14 protein-coding genes are annotated in these 19270 nt (G+C 66.1%); 8 read left to right on the top strand and 6 right to left on the bottom strand.

The annotated features are described in order from the left end of the window. The first annotated feature begins 181 nt into the window (after positions 1-181). The gene (locus tag BRAD285_RS32115) at positions 182-691 is read left to right on the top strand and encodes a response regulator (protein ID WP_006612094.1); all 510 of its coding nucleotides are present in this window, start codon (positions 182-184) and stop codon (positions 689-691) included. Between the two features lie 452 nt (positions 692-1143). Next, complete coding sequence (locus BRAD285_RS32110; RefSeq protein WP_006612093.1) at positions 1144-1779, top strand: response regulator transcription factor; 636 nt, start codon at positions 1144-1146, stop codon at positions 1777-1779. 64 nt (positions 1780-1843) lie between these two features. Here BRAD285_RS32110 and BRAD285_RS32105 read toward each other — a convergent pair whose 3' ends face one another. Both BRAD285_RS32105 and BRAD285_RS32100 read right to left on the bottom strand, forming a co-directional pair. Beyond that, positions 1844-5455: a PAS domain S-box protein gene (locus BRAD285_RS32105; protein ID WP_006612092.1), complete on the bottom strand. Its 3612-nt coding sequence runs from the start codon at positions 5453-5455 to the stop codon at positions 1844-1846. Continuing rightward, entirely contained in the window at positions 5436-5870 is a 435-nt protein-coding gene (locus BRAD285_RS32100) for a response regulator (RefSeq protein ID WP_006612091.1), read from the bottom strand. Before BRAD285_RS32100 ends, BRAD285_RS32105 begins: the two co-directional genes overlap by 20 nt. A gap of 458 nt (positions 5871-6328) precedes the next feature. On the opposite strand from BRAD285_RS32100, the gene BRAD285_RS32095 reads away from it, so the two are divergent. After that, positions 6329-8524: a methyl-accepting chemotaxis protein gene (locus tag BRAD285_RS32095; RefSeq protein ID WP_006612090.1), complete on the top strand. Its 2196-nt coding sequence runs from the start codon at positions 6329-6331 to the stop codon at positions 8522-8524. A 27-nt stretch (positions 8525-8551) separates the two neighbouring features. Here BRAD285_RS32095 and BRAD285_RS32090 read toward each other — a convergent pair whose 3' ends face one another. Beyond that, positions 8552-9262: a GntR family transcriptional regulator gene (locus BRAD285_RS32090; RefSeq protein WP_006612089.1), complete on the bottom strand. Its 711-nt coding sequence runs from the start codon at positions 9260-9262 to the stop codon at positions 8552-8554. A 125-nt stretch (positions 9263-9387) separates the two neighbouring features. Between BRAD285_RS32090 and BRAD285_RS32085 the strand changes: the two genes are divergently transcribed. The 5 genes from BRAD285_RS32085 to BRAD285_RS32065 all read left to right on the top strand — a co-directional run bounded on the left by BRAD285_RS32085 (position 9388) and on the right by BRAD285_RS32065 (position 14733). Next, a complete protein-coding gene (locus tag BRAD285_RS32085; protein ID WP_006612088.1) occupies positions 9388-10419 on the top strand; it encodes an ABC transporter substrate-binding protein in 1032 nt (343 codons plus the stop codon). Then, entirely contained in the window at positions 10419-11183 is a 765-nt protein-coding gene (locus BRAD285_RS32080) for an ABC transporter ATP-binding protein (protein ID WP_006612087.1), read from the top strand. Before BRAD285_RS32085 ends, BRAD285_RS32080 begins: the two co-directional genes overlap by 1 nt. Positions 11184-11195: 12 nt before the next feature. Beyond that, a complete protein-coding gene (locus tag BRAD285_RS32075; RefSeq protein WP_006612086.1) occupies positions 11196-12056 on the top strand; it encodes an ABC transporter permease in 861 nt (286 codons plus the stop codon). Continuing rightward, a complete protein-coding gene (araD, locus tag BRAD285_RS32070) occupies positions 12053-13789 on the top strand; it encodes an L-arabinonate dehydratase (protein WP_006612085.1) in 1737 nt (578 codons plus the stop codon). The genes BRAD285_RS32075 and araD overlap by 4 nt, the downstream gene beginning before the upstream one ends. Positions 13790-14013: 224 nt before the next feature. Then, on the top strand, positions 14014-14733 hold the full coding sequence (locus BRAD285_RS32065; RefSeq protein ID WP_006612084.1) for a ribonuclease activity regulator RraA: 720 nt from the start codon (positions 14014-14016) through the stop codon (positions 14731-14733). 232 nt (positions 14734-14965) lie between these two features. Here the strand turns inward: BRAD285_RS32065 and BRAD285_RS32060 are convergent, their stop codons facing one another. From BRAD285_RS32060 to BRAD285_RS32050, 3 genes are all read right to left on the bottom strand, one after another. Next, positions 14966-17065: a S9 family peptidase gene (locus BRAD285_RS32060; protein ID WP_006612083.1), complete on the bottom strand. Its 2100-nt coding sequence runs from the start codon at positions 17063-17065 to the stop codon at positions 14966-14968. An 8-nt stretch (positions 17066-17073) separates the two neighbouring features. Next, a complete protein-coding gene (locus BRAD285_RS32055) occupies positions 17074-18261 on the bottom strand; it encodes an alanine--glyoxylate aminotransferase family protein (protein ID WP_006612082.1) in 1188 nt (395 codons plus the stop codon). Positions 18262-18423: 162 nt separating this feature from the next. After that, positions 18424-19149 carry a thermonuclease family protein gene (locus BRAD285_RS32050; RefSeq protein ID WP_006612081.1) on the bottom strand — a complete coding sequence of 242 codons (726 nt, stop codon included), beginning with the start codon at positions 19147-19149 and terminating at the stop codon, positions 18424-18426. Positions 19150-19270: the final 121 nt, after the last annotated feature.

Here is a 19270-nt window from a genome sequence, read left to right as displayed (position 1 = left end):
AATGCCCGAGTTCTGCCGGATCGTCGGCAGCCTGCGCGTGACGATCCGGCGAAGCGATGAGTTGCCGAACCTCCTGCGCAAGTCCTAAGCGAGCGGGCTGTTTTTCGGGCACAGCTTTTACCTGGCCGCAGGATCGGACGTGTATGACGATGAAGTCAGTCAATATTGCCAGGAACGACCAATGTCGGTCATGAGTTCGGAACCTGCGACCAACCGGCCAGAGGCTGTCGAGGAGGGCGATCGGCGTGCCCTGCAGCTTCTGGTCGTCGATGACGACGCGGCACAGCGGACGTTGATCTCGCTGGCGGCCAAGCAGGCCGGCCATGCGGTCACCGTCGTTTCCACCTGCAATGATGCCATCCGCGAGGTGCGCGACAAGCGCTTCGATTGCGTGACGCTCGATCTCATGCTCGAGGATGGAGACGGCACCGAGGTCCTCAAGGCGATCGCCGACAGCCGCTTCGCTGGCTCCGTGATCGTCATCAGCGGCATGGACGCGGCGCGACGCATCGCAGCCCGGCTCTATGCCCGCTCGCTCGGGATCGATCTGCAGAGCCTGCCGAAGCCGGTCGATCTGGCCGCCTTGCGCATCTACCTCGCCAATCTCGGCAAGACGGCGCTCGGCCTGCCGGTGGTTCACACCTGGGGTGGCGTCGCCGCAGAAGGTGTTGCCGCAAAGCATCGGTCTTGAAGCAGACCACACGGGCCGCCTCGTGGCTCACGAGTCGCAAAGATAGGCAACGCTGCGACCTCATCGCGGCGTGATCAAAACAAGGGCAAAGCAGGCTGCTGTTCCTGCCCCCTGTGTCGAATGTCGTGCAGAAATCCAATCAGCCACAGCATCGGTCATCGACGGGAACGCGGCAGCCACCGCCGCACGCGCACGATGCTCGCTGCTTCGGTTTGACCTCGATCATGATCGCGTCGGCGCCGATGTGTTTTGCAGGGCAGCATGCGATCCACAAGGACTGCCTTGTGATCGTGTTCAGATCGTGTTCTCGTGATGGCGGTTGCGATCCACAGCTACTACTTGTGGGTTCGGGTCATAAGCCGTACAAATACGGGTGCCCAAAACACCGCACGAGTATGGTATCATAAAACGCGCTTTCATTGTTTCTTCTCCCTTTGCAAGAGCACTCGCCCATGGCCGAACAAACAACTTCCCGCGGTGAGATTTTTGTCGTCGATGACGACCCAGCCGTGCGCGACACCCTGTCGATGGTTCTGTCGGCGGGTGGATATGAGGTGATCTGCTTTGCGGATGGGGCCGCGTTGTTGGCGGTGGCGCGAAGCCGGACGCCGTCCTGCATTCTGCTCGACGTGCATATCCCCGGAAAATCCGGGCTCGACATCCTCAGGGAACTGCACGGCGAGGACTACCCGGCTCCGATCTTCATGATCTCGGGCCAGGGCGATATTCCGATGGCGGTGAATGCGATCAAGAACGGCGCGCTCGACTTCATCGAGAAGCCGTTTCGCGGCAGCGAGATCGTGGCCCGCCTGAACGAGGCGATCGGTGCCTTTGCGCGGCGGCAGAAGGAGAATGCCTCGCCGAAGATCGGATCGCTGCATTTCCCCGGCCGCGAGCCGTTGACGCGGCGTGAGCGCGAGGTCCTGGAGCAGTTCACCGCGGGAGCCTCCAACAAGGAGGCGGGGCGCACGCTCGGCATCAGCCCGCGCACGATCGAGGATCACCGCGCCAACATCATGAAGAAGCTTGGCGCGCGCAATGCGGCTGACCTGATCCGCATCGTGATGACCGCCTCGCGCGCCAATTGAGACAAGCAGCAGGGCGGCCGGCGAGCTGCCTGCTTGTTGCTGCAGGCGTGCCGACTCTGCCGCGTCACGCCTGGTTCGTCGCGAGCGCCTTGCGGACCATCTTGGCCAGCTCGGATTTGCGATAGGGCTTAGGCAGCAGCAGGATCCCTTCGTCGAGACGGCCGTGATGCACGACGGCATTCTCGGTATAGCCCGACGTGAACAGCACCGGCTGGCGGGGGCGGATCCGCTGGATCTCGGAGGCAAGCTGGCGCCCGTTCATCGTCCCCGGCATGATGATGTCGGTGAACAGCAGATCGAAGCGCTCGCCGGCATTGGTGATCGCGAGCGCCTCGGCAGCATTGCCGGCCTCGAGCGTGGCATAGCCCAGCGCATGGAGCTGGGCGAGAACATAGCCGCGCACCAGCCGATCGTCCTCGACCACCAGGATCGTCTCATGGCCGCCTTCAATGGCCGGCGCGGTTCCCGCTGACGACACGACGGCGCCGTCGCTGCCGGGCGGCAGGTACATGCGGATGGTGGTGCCGTGGCCTTCCTCGCTATAGATCCGGATGTGACCGGCTGACTGTTTCACGAAGCCGTACACCATCGACAAGCCGAGGCCGGTGCCCTTGCCCGGACCCTTGGAGGTGAAGAACGGATTGAAGACCTTGTCGATGATCCCGGCCGGAATGCCACTGCCGCTGTCGCTCACCGCGATCATCGCGTAGCGGCCCGGCCTGACGTCGTCGTAGAGGCTCGCATAGTTCTCGTCGAGATCGGCCCATCCCGTCTCCAGGATCAGCTTGCCGCCATTCGGCATGGCGTCGCGGGCATTGAGCGCCAGATTGATGATCGCCGTGGCGAGCTGGTTCGGGTCGACATGCGCGACGCAGGCTTCGTCCTGGAACACGGACTCGATTTCGACCTGCTCGCCGAGTGTCGGCCGCAGCAGCTTGGCGGTGTCGATGATCAGCGTATTGACGTCGACCTCGCGCGGCTGCAGCGGCTGCCGGCGCGCGAAGGCCAGCAGGTGCTGGGTGAGATCGGCGCCGCGCGCGGCCGCCTCGTCGATCATCCGGGTGATCGCGGCCAGCTGCGGTTCCTTGGCGACGGCCGCCGCGAGGATCTCGATCGTGCCGGTGATCACGGTGAGGATGTTGTTGAAGTCGTGCGCGATGCCGCCGGTGAGCTGGCCGATGGCCTCCATCTTCTCCGACTGGCGAATCCGCTCCTCTGTCGCGATCTTGTCGGTCAGGTCGCGGAAGAAGCTGTTGAGCACGAAGCCATTGCGGGTCTTCAGTGCCGTGACGCTCGCCTCGGCCTTGAACTCGCGGCCGTCGCGCCGCTTGACCATCACCTCGCGCCGCCGGCCGACGCCGAGCGCGGAGGCCTGGCCGGTCATCACGATGCGGCCGAGCGCGGCGCGCAATTCCTCGCCCTCGCCGTGGACCGTGATCACGTCGAACACGTCCTTGCCGATGATCTCGGCGCGCGACCAGCCGAAGATCTTCTCGGCTTGTGAGTTCCAGTTCAGGATCGCGCCCTTGTCGTCGATCTGCACGAAGGCATCGAGCGCCGTTTCGACGATGTTGCGGGCGAGCTGCTCGCTCTCGCGCAAGGTTTCCTGCGCCAGCCGGCTTTCCGTCATGTCGCGCCCGATGAAGAAATGGCGCTGCACCGGCTCCGACCAGTTCGAGGTCCAGGACAGCGTGACGACACGGCCATCCTTGTGGACGTAGCGTCCGTCTGACGTGCGTGCGCGCAAGCCCAGACGTGAGGCGCGCAGCTCTTCACGGGCCTTGGCGAGATCGTCGGGGTGGATGAAATCGGCGCCGCTGCGGCCGATCATTTCGGCCGGCTTGTAGCCGAGGATCGCCTCCACGCTCGGCGAGACCTGCACCAGCACGCCGCTCCGGTCGGTGATCAGGATGAGATCCTGCGAGGTCTCGAAGATGCGCCGGCGTTCTTCGGTCTGCTGTCGCAGTGCCTGCTCGGTCCTGCGGCTTTCGGTCATGTCACGCGCGATCTTGGAGGCGCCGATGATCTGGCCGCTCGGCGATTTGATCGGTGAGACGCTCAGCGAGACCAGGATCGGCTCGCCATCCTTGCGGATGCGCACGGTCTCGAAATGCTGGATCCGCTCGCCGCGAGCCACGCGCACCAGGAGGTCCTGCGCCTCGGCCATGCGGTCCGGCGGCACCACGAAGTCGGCCTGCCGCCCGACGGCCTCCTCGGCGGAGTAGCCCAGCATGGTCTCGGCGGCCGGGTTCCATGCGGTGATGCTGCCGTCGAGCGCCATCGTCACGATCGCGTCGTTCGACGATTCCACCGCGGCACTGTAGAGGCGTTCGCGCGCGGCGAAATGGTCACGCGCTGCTTCGGTGAGATAGTGCTCCTGGACCTCGCGTTCCAATTCGGCCGTCTTGGCACGGACCTCGTCCAGCACGCGGGCAAAGGCGCGCGCCAGTACGCCGGTCTCGCCCACCGCCTCCAGCGGAATCTTCACGGCTTCACCCCGGCCGACGCCTTCCACCGCCTGGGTCAGCTGATTGATCGGCCGCGTCAGCGAGCGTGCGACCACGAAGGCGAGCGCGGCCGCGCACAGCATCGCGATCAGGCCGACCTCGATCGCGGTCTTGCGGATGGCCAGCGCCGGCGCCATGAACGCGGTGTTCGGGATCGTCTCGATGACCGCGATCCATTCCTGCCCGGCCAGCAGTGCCGGGGCGAAGGCAACGCCGCCGGGCCGGTCGGCATCATCGTGCACGATCCGCGCAAAGCCGTCCGCAGCGCCAGTCGCGCTGGCAAGCGCCGGAAAGTCGTCCTGCCAGCGTGTTGACTGGCCGCGCTTCGAGGCGAACTCCCGGTCGGATTCGGGATGAAACAGATAATCGCCGCGGGCATTCACGACGTAGATCTGGCCGCCCGGACGCGCGGCGTTGCGCAGATGCGCGAAGATCGGACGCATGTCGAGATCGAGCAGCAGGATCGCGAACGGCTTGCCGTCGGGCCCGAACAGCGGCGTGCCGACGCACAGCATCGGTACGCCGGTCTTCGGATCGGTCGTGTTGCCGTCGAGGACGATCGGCGAGATGCGGATGCCGCCGGGCGTGAGGCTCAACGTCTCCTTGATGTAGTTGCGCTCGCCGCGCGCGATCAGCTGGTTCTCGGGAACGATCCGGACGGCGTTGTCCGGCCCGAGCCGGTCGACGCGGATCAGCTCTCGATAATTGTTCTCGATCCCGACCAGGCGGATCATCGCGTAGGTCGGCTTGGCCTGCAGCTCGGCGAAATAGCGCATCGCGACGCGCTCGCGCCACGACTGCGCGGGAAGTCCTTCGAGCGGATCCGGGATGCCGCTCTTGAGTGTTCGGATCAGCGTTGCAAGGTTCGGGGTCGAGCGATAGGCGGTGAGATCGTTGCGCGCGCTGCCGACATAGTTCTCGAGCTCGGTCGCCATCAGCCGCGAATGCGATTCGATGCGGTCCAAGGCGCGCGGCAGCAGCGCCCGCTCGAGGCTGCGGTAGCCGAGCCAGCCGACCGCGAACACGGCGATCGCGACCAACAGGATCATCGCAATCGCCAGACGCGTCGTCAGCGTCATGCGGCGGCCAAGGCCGACAGCCTCGCTCCCGCCCCGGGCGTCGCTCATCAAGGGTGCGCCGGTTCGGCTGTCAGGAGTTCGGAAGAGCATCTTGGTCTGGCCGGGGTGAAGCAGCCTGCTTGCCTGCCGAGGCCAGGCAATCGGCAGCCATCGTCAGCAGGGTCGCCGGCTTGAACGGTTTCGGCAATGCGGACACGGCTCCCAGCTTGGTGGCCATGGTAAGATAATCGGGCTCCGCGACCGAGCTCGGAGTCTGCGGCCGTCCTGAGGTCATGATGATCGGAACGTTCGGCGCCCGCTTGAGGATCAGCCGCATCGCCTCCAGCCCATCCATGCCCGGCATGAAGATGTCGAGCACCACCAGATCGAAGCTTTCGCCGTTGAAGCGGGCGAGCGCCTTTTGGCCGTCGCCCGCAACCGTCACGACATGGCCGTGCTGCTCGAGCACGCGCTGAATCGTCAGCTGCATGACAGGGTCGTCATCCACGACCAGTATCTTCGCCACGCTCCGCGCTCCCCGAATGGCTGGCAGCAAGACCAACGGTCAGTTGTAAAGGTTTTGCCTAATTCGGGGCCGGCCGCAAGCGCTTCACGACTCAAGTCACATGCTGGATCGGACGGCTCGGGCAGGAGGCGGGGAAAGATGGGCGAAAGCCGCACATTCGGGACCGGGCGTGAGACGCGACGGGGCGAGCTTGCTCGGAACCAGGTCCTGCCTGCATTTGAGGCACTCGCGCCGTAGTTGTACGGCCGGGGCCCTTCACAGTCGCTTAATGCGGTCGATAGAAAAGTCAAGGAAGTTCCCGCCGTGCTTGTGCTCGGCAGTCAAGGCCGAATGCACGGCCCTGCCGCACATTGTCGAAGACCTGCGATTTGGGATGGGATCGCGGGCGAGCGAGGACGATTGCGTGAGTTGGCCGCTCCGGCCCTGCGCCGGGCGGTCTGGAATGTTTGGGGGATATAATGTTTGGCTTGGTTTCCAACGTGAAGATTCAAAGCCGGCTGCTCGCTGGCTTTGGTTTGATCTGCATGTTGCTCGGCTGCGCCGTCGGCTACTCGGCCTGGGCGGTCTCCGATGTCTCGGAGAAATTTCGCAAGATCGTCGATCTCAGATCGCCCGTGGCGATCAGCAGTACCCAGCTGGTGGCCGATCTGCACGCGACGCTCGCGGCGCTCCGCGGCTATCTGCTCACCGGAGATCCGGCCATGAAGCAGCGCCGCGCTGCGCTGTGGGCGGAGTTCGACAACACGATCCAGCAATTCGACCGTCTGGCCACAGGCTTCCGGCTCGCGGAGAACCGCGCATTGTGGGACCAGGCCAAGCCGATGTTGGCTGAGTTCAGGGCCGCCCAGGACAAGGCCGAAGCGGTGGCCTTCACGGCTGAGGCGTATCCGGCGACGAAGCTGCTCGCGGCCGAAGCCTCGCCGCTGATCGCGACGATGTTCGCCGAGGTCACCAAGATGATCGACGAGGAGAACGGACTCGAGGCGACGCCCGAGCGCAAGCGTCTGTTGAAGACGATGGCCGACCTGCGCGGCAATCTCGCCGCGGCGGGCTCGCAGCTCCGCCTCTACGTCGCCTCGGGCGATGCCGCCGATCGCGACAAGTTCGCCGGTCCCTACACCAACTACAGGAACGCGGTCGCGATCATTGCAGCTCAATCCGGCCTGCTGACGCCGTCGCAAAAGGCCGCCTACGACAAGGTCGCCAAGGCGAGCGAGGCACTGGCGTCGCTGCCGGACAGGATCTTTGCGATCCGGCAGTCGCCGCAGTGGAACGTCGCCGTGTTCCTGCTGGCGACCGAGGCGGCGCCACGCGCCAACAAGCTTCTCGAACTGCTGGACGGCAAGAGCCGCGCCGATGGCACGTTGGGCGGCGGGCTGAAGACCAACCAGCAGGACGTGCTGGTCAAGGATTCGGCTGACGTCGCCGCCACGATCGAGGGCTTGCTGTTCGCGGAATGGACGCTGCTCGCCGTTGGTCTCGCGCTGGGGGTGGGCATTGCGATCGCCGTTGCGCGCTCGATCACGCGGCCGATCCGGGAGCTCGTGACGGATTCCGCCCGGCTGTCCGATGGCGACACGACGGTCCAGTTCAACACCGCCGGCCGCGGCGACGAGATCGGCGACGTCTCGAAGGCGGTCGCGAAATTCCGCGACAATGTCATTGCCCAGCAGCAGGCCTCGGCCAACTATATGCGCGAGTCCGAAGCGCGCGAGGCGATGAACCGCAACATGGAAGCGGCGGTCGAGGCGTTCCGGATCAAGTCGACGGAGCTGTTGTCCGAGGTCGACGACAATGTCGGCGTGATGAGGAACACGGCGGAGTCGCTGACGGGGATCGCGGGTCACGCCACCGATCAGGCCGCGTCGGCGGCAGGCGCGTCGGAAAAGACCGCCGTCAACGTGCAGACGGTCGCTGCCGCCGCCGAGCAACTGACGAGCTCCATCGTCGAGATCGGCCGGCAGATCGAGCTGTCCAACGCCACGGTGCGCAACGCCAATGCCACGACCGCCCGGTCGGAGGCCGAGATCGAGGGGCTCGCGCAGGCGGCGCAGAGCATCTCGACCGTGGTCGACCTGATCCAGGCCATCGCGGCGCAGACCAATCTGCTGGCGCTGAATGCAACCATCGAGGCGGCGCGCGCCGGCGAGGCGGGCCGCGGCTTCGCGGTCGTGGCGCAGGAGGTGAAGTCGCTGGCCGAGCAGACGGCCAAGGCGACCCAGGAGATCAGCCAGCACGTGCAGGGCATCCAGAGCTCGACCAGCAACGCGGTCTCTTCGGTGAAGGAGGTTTCGACCGCGATGCGGCAGATGGCCGACGTGACCACCGCCATTGCCAGCGCCGTGGAGGAGCAGGGCGCGGCGACGCGGGAGATCTCGCACAACGTCCAGATGGCGGCGTCAGGCAGCAAGACGCTGGCCTCCAACATCTCCACCGTCAGCGCCGCCATCGAGGAGACCAGCCAGTCGGCGGACAATGTCCGGAGTGCGTCCAACAACGTCTCCCGCGTGGCCGAGAATCTCGCGGCCGAGGTCCAGGAGTTCTTCGTCAGGCTGCGCAGTGGCGCGCTCGACCGGCGCGTCGCGGACGATCCGAACTACCGCGGCCCTGAACGTCGCACCAGCGCCGGGCAGGCGCGCCGGGGGGTGGCCTGAGGTTGCGGCGGCGTCGATCTGCCGGCGCTAGCCGCTGAGATAGTCAGGCCAGAGGCTGCGGATGGTGGCGAGATCGCTCAGCGTGCCCGTCAGGTGCTCGCGCAGGTGCGCCTGCGCCTCGTCCGGCCGGCCGGCCGCGATGGCGTCGACGATCTGCTTGTGGTGGCGCAGGATGGTCTGCCCCTTGCCGGGCGAGGGCAGATGCAGCCGCCTGAGACGGTCGATATGGCCGCTGCGGCTGCGCACCAGCGTCCATAGCTCGTGCTTGTCGGCGGCGGTGTAGAGCCGTTCGTGGAAGGCGTTGTCGACCACCGTGAAGGACGCGAAGTCACCGTCCTTCGCGAAGCGCCGCTGCTGGGCGATCAGCGCATAGAGGTCATCGGTCGGAGCGGCGGCCGGCGCCAGCGCCAGCAGGCGGACGATCTCGAGCTCCAGCGCCTGCCGCAGGAACTGCGCCTGCTGCGCCCGGCCGACATCGATGCGGCTGACCAGCGTCGCGTGCTGCGGGAAAACGTCGACCAGCCCTTCCTCGGCCAGCCGCATCAGCGCGTCGCGGATCGGCGTCGAGCTCAGGCCGAACTCGGACTGCAGCGCGGTACGCGACAGCGGCGCCCCCGGCGGCAGCGCCAGCCCGATGATCTGGTCGCGCAGCCGCTCGAACACCTGCGGAGCCGCGCGCCGGCTCGGGTCGAGCCGTTCGGGCGGGAAGGAGGCAGGTGGCGTCGCGGGCAGGGCCATGAGGGCGGACGTCCGGCTGGAATGTCGCAGGCGACGAACAGCGCTTGTCAGAGATGCACTAATGCATTAGTGCATCTGTAGACCGGCCGTCAAGAAGGAGCCGGCGCGCGAAGGAGGGATGTCGCATGTTGGAGAAACTCGGGCGCTCGGTCCCACGGGCCGCCGGTCTGCTGGCGACGCTGCTCGTTGCGGCCATCTGGAATGGTCGGGCAGATGCGCAGCAGAAGACCGAGGTGTCGCTGTCACGCCAGCCCGGCATCTTCTACATGCCGAGCCACATCATCGAGAAGAACAAGCTGATCGAGAAGCATGCCGCCGCACTTGGGCTGCCCGGCGTCACCACCAAATGGCTGACCTTTTCCGGAGGAGGCGCGCAGACCGATGCGCTGCTGTCGGGCAGCGTCGATATCCTCAACACCGGCACCGGCAATCTGCTGCTGCTGTGGGACCGCACCCGCGGGGGCGTGAAGGGCATCGTCGCCACCTCGGCGCAGCCGATGACCTTGATCAGCCGCGATCCCAACATCAAGTCGATCAAGGATTTCGGTCCGACCGACAAAATCGCGGTGCCGACGGTCAAGGTCTCGACCCAGGCCATCGTGCTGCAGATCGCCGCCGCCGAGGCGTTCGGCGCCGACCAGTGGAACAAGCTCGACGCCAACACGGTGCAACTCGGCCATCCCGACGCCTACACCGCGCTGACCAATCCGCAGCACGAGGTCCACAACCACTTCTCGATCCCGCCTTACACGTTCCTGGAAATGAAGAACGTGCCGGGCGCGCATGTCGTGCTGAACTCGCCGGACGTGATGGGCGGGCCGCTCAGCCAGGCGCAGTTCTTCACCACGACGAAGTTCGCCGACGCCAATCCGAAGATCATCCAGGCCGTGCGCGACGCTACCAAGGAGGCGCAGGACCTGATCCGCAGCGACACCAAGACGGCGGTCGAGATCTACAAGGAGATCACCGGCGACAAGACCTCGGTCGAGGATCTGCTGGCCTGGCTCAAGGAGCCCGGCATGATGGAGTGGAATCTCGAGCCGCAGGGCACGATGAAGTTCGCCGCGCATCTCGCCAAGATCGGCACCATCAAGACCCAGCCGAAGGCGTGGACCGACTATTATCTTCCGGTCGCGCATGATCTGAAGGGCAACTGATGTCCGCGCTTCTCGATGTCGATGGCGTGACGCTGCGCTACAAGACCCCCAGCGCGGTCATCACCGCGACCGAGCGGGTCGGCTTCTCCGTCGACCGCTCCGACCGCTTCGTGCTGCTCGGCCCGTCGGGCTGCGGCAAGTCGACCCTGCTCAAGGCCGTCGGCGGCTACATCAAGCCGAGCGAAGGCCGGATGCGCATCAACGGCCGCGAAATCATCGGGCCCGGCGCCGATCGCATGATGATCTTCCAGGAGTTCGACCAGCTGCTGCCATGGAAGACCGTGCTCGCCAACGTCATGTTCCCGCTGCTGACGGCACGGCGCATGCCGCGCAAGGAGGCGGAGAGCAGGGCGCGCGCCTATATCGAGAAGGTCGGGCTGACGCGCGTCGTCGATGCCTATCCGCACACATTGTCGGGCGGCATGAAGCAGCGCGTCGCGATCGCCCGGGGCATGGCGATGGAGCCCGACATCCTGCTGATGGACGAGCCGTTCGCCGCACTCGACGCGCTGACGCGGCGGACCTGCCAGGACGAGCTGCTGCAGCTCTGGAATGAGACCAAGTTCACGGTGCTGTTCGTGACGCACTCGATCGCGGAGGCCATCAAGATCGGCAACCGCATCCTCTTGCTGTCGCCGCATCCCGGTCGCGTCAAGGCCGAGGTGATCGACGTCGACAAGGTCTCGGCCGAGGACGGCAGCGCGGCGCGGCTGGAGAAGCAGATCCATGATCTCTTGTTCTCCGAACCTGCAACGGCGCATTGAGGAGGCCCGGACATGGCTGACGCCAAGATCATCCTGCGCGATACGTCGGCGGCAAGCGCGGGGCCTGCCGATGTCGAGCGCAAACTGAGTGTGCTCGAGCTGCTGTGGAACGATGGCTTCGTTCGCAAGAGCCTGATCATCGTCGTGCTCGCGGCGATCTGGCAGGCCTATGGCAGCTATCTCGACAATCCCCTGCTCTTCCCGACCTTCTCCGACACCATCGCAGCGCTCTGGGAGAAGGTGCGCGACGGCACCATTCCGATGCGCGCCTGGACCTCGCTGAAGGTGCTGTTCATGGGCTATGCCGCGGGCATCACCCTCGCCGCCATCCTGACCGTGCTCGCGATCTCCACCCGCATCGGCACCGATTTCCTCGAGACCGTCACCGCGATGTTCAACCCGCTGCCGGCGATCGCGCTGCTGCCGCTGGCGCTGATCTGGTTCGGGCTCGGCAGCGGCAGTCTCGTCTTCGTGCTGATCCACTCGGTGTTGTGGCCGGTCGCGCTCAACACCCACTCGGGCTTCAAGAGCGTGTCGAACACGCTGCGCATGGTCGGCCGCAACTACGGGCTCACCGGCTTCTCCTACGTGATCCGCATCCTGATTCCCGCAGCGTTCGGCGCCATCCTCACCGGCCTCAAGATCGGCTGGGCCTTCGCCTGGCGCACGCTGATCGCGGCCGAGCTGGTGTTCGGCGTGTCCTCTGGGCAGGGCGGTCTCGGCTGGTTCATCTTCGAGAACCGTAACCTGCTCGAAATTCCCGCTGTGTTCGCCGGCCTTCTGACCGTCATCCTGATCGGCCTCGTGGTCGAGAACCTGATCTTCCGCACCATCGAGCGCCGGACCGTGCTGACCTGGGGAACGCAATCATGAGCCACAAGAAGACCCCCGATCAGCTCCGCAGCGCGCGCTGGTTCGCGCCCGACGATCTCCGCTCGTTCGGCCATCGCTCGCGCGTGATGCAGATGGGCTATGCCCAGGAGGAGTGGAAGGGCCGCCCGGTCATTGCCATCGTCAACACTTGGTCCGATGCGCAGCCCTGCCACATGCATTTCAAGCAGCGCGTCGATGACGTGAAGCGCGGCGTGCTGATGGCCGGCGGCTTCCCGATCGAGCTGCCGGCGCTGTCGCTGTCGGAGTCGCTGCTGAAGCCGACCACGATGCTCTATCGCAACATGCTGGCGATGGACGTCGAGGAACTGCTGCGCAGCCATCCCGTGGACGGCGTCGTGCTGATGGGTGGCTGTGACAAGACCACGCCAGCGCTGCTGCTCGGCGCCACCAGCATGAACCTGCCGGCGATCTATCTGCCGGCCGGGCCGATGCTGCGCGGCAATTGGAAGGGCAAGACGCTCGGCTCCGGCTCCGACGCCTGGAAGTACTGGGACGAGCGCCGCGCCGGCAAATTGTCGGACAGCGATTGGAATGCGATGGAGGCCGGCATCGCCCGCAGCCACGGCACCTGCATGACCATGGGCACGGCGTCGACCATGACCGCGATCGCTGAAGCGATCGGCATGACCCTGCCTGGCGCGTCGTCGATTCCCGCGGCTGATGCCGAGCACATCCGCATGAGCTCGGAATGCGGCCGCCGCATCGTCGACATGGTGTGGGAGGATCTGACGCCGTCGAAGATCCAGACGCGCCAAGCCTTCGAGAACGCGATCGCGGTCGCGATGGCGATGGGCTGTTCGACCAATGCCATCATCCATGTGATTGCGCAGGCGCGCCGTGCCGGCGCCGATATCGGCCTCGACGATTTCGAAACGGCCAGCCGCAAGGTGCCGGTGCTCGCCAATGTCCGGCCGAGCGGCGACACCTATCTGATGGAGGACTTCTATTACGCCGGCGGGCTTCCGGGCCTGATGAGCCGGATGACGGAGCATCTCCATCTCGACTGCGTCACCGTCAACGGCCGGACGCTCGGCGACAACATCAAGGGCGCTGGCGTCTACAATGACGACGTTATCCGCCCGCAGTCGAACCCGATCTATCGCGAAGGCGCGCTCGCCGTGCTCAAGGGCAATCTCGCTCCCGACGGCTGCGTCATCAAGCCCTCGGCCTGCGAACCGCGCTTCCTGAAGCACACCGGACCGGCGCTGGTGTTCGACGACTATCCCTCGATGAAGAAGGCGGTCGACGATCCCGATCTCGACGTCACGGCCGACCACGTGCTGATCCTGCGCAATGCCGGGCCGCAGGGCGGCCCGGGCATGCCGGAATGGGGCATGCTGCCGATCCCCACCAAGCTGGTGAAACAGGGCGTCCGCGACATGGTTCGGTTGTCCGACGCGCGTATGAGCGGCACCAGCTACGGCGCCTGCATCCTGCACGTCTCGCCCGAGTCCTATATCGGCGGTCCGCTGGCGCTGGTGCGCAATGGCGACCTGATCACGCTCGACGTTGCCGCGCGCACCATCAATCTCGACGTGCCCACGGACGAGCTGGCCCGCCGTCGCGCCGCCTGGACGCCGCCGCCGCCGCGCTTCGAGCGCGGCTACGGCTGGATGTTCGCCCGCCACATCAAGCAGGCCAATGACGGCTGCGACTTCGACTTCCTTGAGACGAGCTTCGGCGCGCCCGTGAAGGAGCCGGCAATCTATTAGTTCATGGCCGCGAGAGGCAGAACTCTCACCTCAACCGTGGTGCGCTCCCTCCCCCCTTGTGGGGGAGGGCTGGGGAGAGGGGTACCCCAAGCGACACTGCCGATGTGGATCCCCCACCCCATAGCCGAAGCTTTGCTTCGGCGTCTCTTAACAGAGCCGGCCGCGTACGCGGCCGGTTGCCCTCCCCACAAGGGGGAGGGGAGCGCAGCGAGCAAGCCCTAGACATGACCAAACTCAGCACTGCCACCCGCAACAAGCTCAAGACCGTCTCAACCGCCACCGTCGCCACCGCGCTGTTCAAGCGCGGCCTGCGCATCCAGTGCATCCAGAACGTCCATCCGCTCAGTCCAGAGCAGCCGACGATGGTCGGAGAGGCCTTCACTCTGCGCTACATTCCGGCGCGCGAGGATCTCAACACCATCGAGGTCTTCCGCGACCGCGGCCATCCGCAGCGCAAGGCCGTGGAAGACTGCCCGCCCGGCGCGGTGCTGGTGATGGACAGTCGCAAGGATGCCCGCGCCGCGTCCGCGGGCGCGATCCTGGTCAGCCGCCTGCAGCAGCGCGGCGTGGCCGGCGTCGTCACCGACGGCGGCTTTCGCGACGCGGCCGATATCGCCAAGCTCGGCATCCCCGCCTTCCACCAGCGCCCGAGCGCGCCGACCAATCTCACCTTGCATCATGCCATCGAGATCAACGGCCCGATCGCCTGCGGCGATGCCCCGGTGTTTCCCGGCGACGTCATCCTCGGCGATTCCGACGGCGTCATCGTCATCCCCGCCGGCATCGCCGACGAGATCGCGGACGAGACGTTCGAGATGACCGCGTTCGAGGATTTCGTCGCCGAGCAGGTCGCGCAAGGCCGCTCCATCCTCGGCCTCTATCCCGCGACCGACCCGCAAACACCGGCCGATTTCGCGGCATGGCGGGCGAAGAACAACAGGTAGCGGTCACGCACTCCGTTGTCGTCCCGCCCGTTGGTAAGGCGAGAGCGGCGACACCCTCCGCTGTCGTCCCGGCCTTGAGCCGGGACCCATAACCACAGGGCGGCGTGATGACGAAGGACGTAGCTCCAGCGTGCTCAACAATCACCGGCGGTGATTATGGGTCCCGGCTCAAGGCCGGGACGACACCGGTGGCGAGGCGCGATCCCGGCACACATCTCACTGCGGCCGCCGCTCACGCCGTCCGATCCGCCAGCCCCACCGCCCACAGCGCGAACGCATAGACGATGGCGATCTCATCCAACCGGTTGAAGCGGCCGGAGGCGCCGCCGTGGCCGGCACCCATGTTGGTGCGCAGCACCACCGGGCCGCCCCCGGTCATCGTCGCGCGGAGACGCGCGATCCATTTTGCCGGCTCCCAATAGGTGACGCGCGGGTCGGTCAACCCGGCCATCGCGAGGATGGCGGGATAGTCCTTGGCGGCGACGTTGTCGTAGGGCGAGTAGGACAGGATGGTGCGGAAATCCTTCTCGCTCTCGATCGGGTTGCCCCATTCGGGCCATTCCGGCGGCGTCAGCGGCAGGGTGTCGTCGAGCATCGTGTTGAGCACGTCGACGAACGGCACCTCGGCGACGATGCCGGCGAACAATTCGCCGGAACGGTTGGCGACCGCGCCCATCAGCATGCCGCCGGCGCTGCCGCCATGGCCGACGATGCGCTTCGCGCTGGTGTAGTTCGCGGCGATCAGGGCGCGCGCACAGGCTGCGAAATCGTCAAAACTGTTGGTCTTCTTCTCGCGCTTGCCGTCGAGGTACCAGCCCCAGCCCTTGTCGGTGCCGCCGCGGATGTGCGCGATGGCATAGACGAAGCCGCGGTCGACCAGCGACAGCCGGTTGGCCGAGAACGAGGCCGGCATCGCGTGGCCGTAGGAGCCGTAGCCGTACAGCAGCAGCGGCGCCGAGCCGTCGACCTTGAAGTCGCGCCGATGCAGCAGCGACACCGGCACCTCGGCTCCATCCTCCGCCTTGGCCATGATGCGCGTGGTGACGTAGTCGGCCGGATTGTGCCCGGACGGAATCTCCTGCCGCTTGCGCAAGGTCTTTGCGCGCGTCACCATGTCGTAATCCCAGACCTCCGACGGCGTCGTCATCGACGAATAGGCGAAGCGCAGGTTCGTCGTGTCGAACTCGTAGGAGCCCATCGCATCCAGCGAATAGGCGCCCTCGGCGAAAGCGATCGCGTGCTCCTCGCCGGATTTGAGATCGCGGATCACGATCGACGGCAGCGCATTGGCGCGCTCCAGCCGCACCAGATGGCCTGCATAGAGATCGTGGTCGAGCACGTAGATGCCGGCGCGATGCGGAATGAGATCACGCCAATTGGCGCGCTCGGGCGATGCGAGCGGCGCGGTGACGATCTTGAAGTCGATCGCGCCGTCCGCATTGGTGAGAATGAACAGCTCGTCGCCGCGATCGGCGATCGAATATTGCACGCCGTTCTCGCGCGCCGCGACCAGGCGAGGCGGCGCTTCGGGCGCGTCGAGGTCGATCAGCCGCTGCTCTGACGTTTCATGGTCGCCGCCGGCGATGACGCAGAACCGGCCCGAGGTCGACTCGTGCACATGCGTGAACCAGCCGGTGTCCTTTTCCTCATACACCAGCACGTCGTCGGCCTGCTTGGTGCCGAGCTTGTGCCGCCACACCTGCATCGGGCGGTGGTTGTCGTCGAGCTTGACGTAGAAGAAGCTCTTGCAGTCGCGCGACCACACGACGCCGCCGTCGGTCTCCTCGACGATGTCGGCGAGATCATCGCCGCCGTCCCAGTCGCGCACGCGGATGGTGAAATATTCCGAGCCCTTGGTGTCCGCGCTCCACGCCACGAGCTTGTGGTCATGCGAATGCCGGCTGCCGCCGAACTTGAAATACTCATGGCCCCGCGCGAGAGCGTCGCCGTCGAGCCCGATCGTCTCCGCGCCGCCATGGCGCGGCGTGCGGCAGAACAGCTCGTGCTGGCCGCCCTCGCGGTACTTGCGGAAATAGGCGTAGGGACCGTCCGGCGACGGCACCGAGGAGTCATCCTCCTTGATGCGGCCGCGCATCTCCGCGACGATCGTCTTCTGCAGCGGCGCCGTGTGGCCGAGCACGGCCTCGGCATAGCCGTTCTCGGCCTCCAGATAGGCGCGGATGTCCGCATCGAGCAGCGTGGGATCGTGCAGCACCTCCTGCCAGCGCGCATCCTTCAGCCAGGCATACTCGTCACTCACGGTGATGCCGTGGCGGGTGAATGAATACGGACGGCGTGGCGCCACCGGCGCCTGGGTGCTGCTGTCGGTCATGTGGTCCTTTACGGGGTCACGCTCTCGCCGAGCCACTGGATCGCGGCATCGAGGCCGCCGCGGCCATGCGGGATCTTCAGCGCCACCAGCGCCATTTCGATCACGCCGAGCGTGCCCAGCACCATCGGCGCGTTGACATGGCCCATATGGGCGATGCGGAAGGCCTTGCCGCTGAGATCGCCGATCCCGGTGCCGAGCACGACGCCGCACTGCTCCTTGCAATAGGTCTGCAGCACGGCGGGATCATAGCCCTCGCCGACCAGCACGGTGGTCACGGTGTTGGAGCGTTCCGCGGCGTCTTCGATGTTGAAGCCGATCACCTGGCCCTCGCTCCACTTCGCCACCGCGCGGCGCACGGCCTCGGCGAGCAACTGATGCCGACGGAAGGCGTGCGGCAGTCCTTCGCCGAACAGCATGTCCATGGCCTGGCGCAGCGCGAACAGCAGGTGCACGGGGGCCGTGCCGCCATATTTGCGATAATGCTCGGCGCCCTCGCGCTCGCTCCAGTCCCAATACGGCGTGCGCAGATTGGCGCGCTTGTGCGCCTCGAGCGCACGCGCATTCGCCGCGACGAAGCCGAGGCCGGGCGGGGTCATCAGGCCCTTCTGCGAGCCGGACATCGCAACGTCGATGTGCCACGCGTCCATCTCGAACGGCATGCAGCCGAGCGAGGCCACGGTGTCGACCATGTAGAGCGCGGGATGACCTGATGCCTTGACCGCACGGCCGATCGCCTCGACGTCGTTGACGACGCCCGAGGCCGTGTCGATCTGCGCCACCACGATCGCCTTGATGGTGTGCTCCTTGTCGGCGCGCAGCCGCGCCTCGACCTCGGCCGGGCGCACGGCGCGGCGCCAATCACCACGGAGAACCTCGACCTCGGCGCCCATCGCCTTGGCCGCATTGCCCCAGCCGATCGCGAAGCGGCCGCTCTCGAGCACCAGCACCTTGTCGCCGCGCGACAGTACGTTGGAGAGCACGGCCTCCCAGGCGCCGTGGCCGTTGGCGATGTAGATGTAGGTCTTGCCCTTGGTCGCGAACAGCCTGCCGAGGTCGGACATGATGCCGTCGGTCAGCTCGACCATCTGCTTGGAGTAGATATCGAGCGCCGGGCGGTGCATCGCCTGCAGCACCTCGTCGGGCATCGTGGTGGGTCCCGGAATGGCCAGAAACTCCCGGCCCGCGCGAACGGTCATTGTCAATGTCCTCAGGCGATGTGGTCTTGCGATTGGGATGGAGACGGGTCCTGGCACGCGGCGGACCCAAGGTAGCTTCACGGCAGTTTTACGTGGCGCGGCGGCATAAGGAAAGCCGGAGAAGCCGGGGGGCTGGCATGCCCGCCGGCCTGCGTGCCGGGTCTAGCGCCGGGTCTCGCGGCAGCCGGCGGCCTCGGCCTCCTCGACCGAGCAGAACCAGCGCGTGCCCTTGGCGACATGCATCTTGATCTGCGCGTACCAGCGGCTGGTGGGCGTATGATAGATGCACTCGCCGGCGCCGTTGACGTTGCCCTTGATGGTGCAGTCCGGCGAGGGCGCGACGGGGCCCGATGCCGAGGCGAGCAGGATGTTGCGCGCGCCCTCCGGCGGCTTGGTCGCGCCGAGGATGGTGGTCTTCTTGTTGCGCACGCGCCAGTCCCACGGCGCGATGAACGCGCCCTGCCACATCCCGGCCTTGGCGGCGCGCGCTTCGGCTTCGTCAGGCTCGTAGTCGTGCGAGATCGTGCGGTAGGCCAGCGCCCAGCCGTTGCGCACCAGCCATTTCTGGATGTCCTCGCCATCGACATCGCAGCGCGCCACCTGGCGTCCCCTGCGGTCGATCGAGCGCGGATGGCACACCCAGCTCTTGCCGTCGGCATGCTTGATCAGCTCGTCCCGCGCAGCGACGCCACAGGTCCAGCGCTCGCCATGCGGGTTGAGACAGAGCTGATCGACCGAGGGCGCATCGATCCCGCCGAGCCGGACACGCGTCGTGCCGATCACGACATTATCGGCTTCGCGGACCTTGGCGATGCCGGTGATGTCGGCGGCGGACGCGACGGATGGGAGCAGCAGGAGTAGCGCGAGCAGAGCGGGTTTCATCGACATGAACGGGCGCGGGTCATCCTTGGGATGGACAATTCCCGTGATTGTGCGGCGGATTGTCCCGCGGTTCCAGCGCCGTGATTACCTGAATTGCTCAACTTCGCGCGATGGTGGGGCTGATAAA

The organism is Bradyrhizobium sp. ORS 285 (genome assembly GCF_900176205.1).
Lineage (GTDB): Bacteria > Pseudomonadota > Alphaproteobacteria > Rhizobiales > Xanthobacteraceae > Bradyrhizobium.
This window is presented reverse-complemented; position numbering and strand designations above follow the sequence as displayed.

Bases quoted from the DNA above. Each gene is read 5' to 3' on its own strand.
- BRAD285_RS32115 (WP_006612094.1), top strand. From the start codon at position 182: ATGTCGGTCATGAGTTCGGAACCTGCGACCAACCGGCCAGAGGCTGTC.
- BRAD285_RS32110 (WP_006612093.1), top strand. From the start codon at position 1,144: ATGGCCGAACAAACAACTTCCCGCGGTGAGATTTTTGTCGTCGATGAC.
- BRAD285_RS32105 (WP_006612092.1), bottom strand. From the start codon at position 5,455: ATGCTCTTCCGAACTCCTGACAGCCGAACCGGCGCACCCTTGATGAGC.
- BRAD285_RS32095 (WP_006612090.1), top strand. From the start codon at position 6,329: ATGTTTGGCTTGGTTTCCAACGTGAAGATTCAAAGCCGGCTGCTCGCT.
- BRAD285_RS32090 (WP_006612089.1), bottom strand. From the start codon at position 9,262: ATGGCCCTGCCCGCGACGCCACCTGCCTCCTTCCCGCCCGAACGGCTC.
- BRAD285_RS32085 (WP_006612088.1), top strand. From the start codon at position 9,388: ATGTTGGAGAAACTCGGGCGCTCGGTCCCACGGGCCGCCGGTCTGCTG.
- BRAD285_RS32080 (WP_006612087.1), top strand. From the start codon at position 10,419: ATGTCCGCGCTTCTCGATGTCGATGGCGTGACGCTGCGCTACAAGACC.
- BRAD285_RS32075 (WP_006612086.1), top strand. From the start codon at position 11,196: ATGGCTGACGCCAAGATCATCCTGCGCGATACGTCGGCGGCAAGCGCG.
- araD (WP_006612085.1), top strand. From the start codon at position 12,053: ATGAGCCACAAGAAGACCCCCGATCAGCTCCGCAGCGCGCGCTGGTTC.
- BRAD285_RS32065 (WP_006612084.1), top strand. From the start codon at position 14,014: ATGACCAAACTCAGCACTGCCACCCGCAACAAGCTCAAGACCGTCTCA.
- BRAD285_RS32060 (WP_006612083.1), bottom strand. From the start codon at position 17,065: ATGACCGACAGCAGCACCCAGGCGCCGGTGGCGCCACGCCGTCCGTAT.
- BRAD285_RS32055 (WP_006612082.1), bottom strand. From the start codon at position 18,261: ATGACCGTTCGCGCGGGCCGGGAGTTTCTGGCCATTCCGGGACCCACC.
- BRAD285_RS32050 (WP_006612081.1), bottom strand. From the start codon at position 19,149: ATGTCGATGAAACCCGCTCTGCTCGCGCTACTCCTGCTGCTCCCATCC.